This is a genomic window from Aquaspirillum soli (assembly GCF_054781915.1).
Genome location: NZ_BAAGTM010000041.1, coordinates 1 through 547, shown reverse-complemented (window position 1 = coordinate 547; position 547 = coordinate 1). Strand labels below are relative to the sequence as shown.

At 51.4% G+C, this 547-nt stretch carries 1 pseudogene; it reads right to left on the bottom strand.

The window, feature by feature from the left end:
• Nucleotides 1-428: pseudogene (locus ACYVJG_RS12930) on the bottom strand (IS1 family transposase); the annotation flags it as partial.
• Nucleotides 429-547 lie beyond the last annotated feature (119 nt).

The window sequence follows — 547 nt, the reverse complement described above, 5'->3', positions numbered from 1 at the left end:
GCGTTCACCGAAGACGTGCGCCACAACCGTCTTCCGGAGCCTGTCATACGCGTAAAACAGCCAGCGCTGACGTGATTTAGCACCTACGTAGCCCCACTGTTCGTCCATTTCCGCGCAGACGATGACGTCACTGCCCGGTTGTATGCGCGAGGTTACCGACTGCGGCCTGAGTTTTTTAAATGGCGGAAAATCGTGTTGAGGCCAACGCCCATAATGCGGGCAGTTGCCCGGCATCCAACGCCATTCATGGCCATATCAATGATTTTCTGGTGCGTACCGGGTTGAGAAGCGGTGTAAGTGAACTGCAGTTGCCATGTTTTACGGCAATGAGAGCAGAGATAGCGCTGATGTCCGGCAGTACTTTTACCGTTACGCACCACGCCTTCAGTAGCTGAGCAGGAGGGACAACTGATGGAGATGGAAGCCACGGGAGCACCTCAAAAACACCATCATACACTAAATCAGTAAGTTGGCACCATTACCATGTTTCACCCTCGAAAACAACATCAGTAATTATTTTGTTCCGTTATATACTCAGCAACACCCT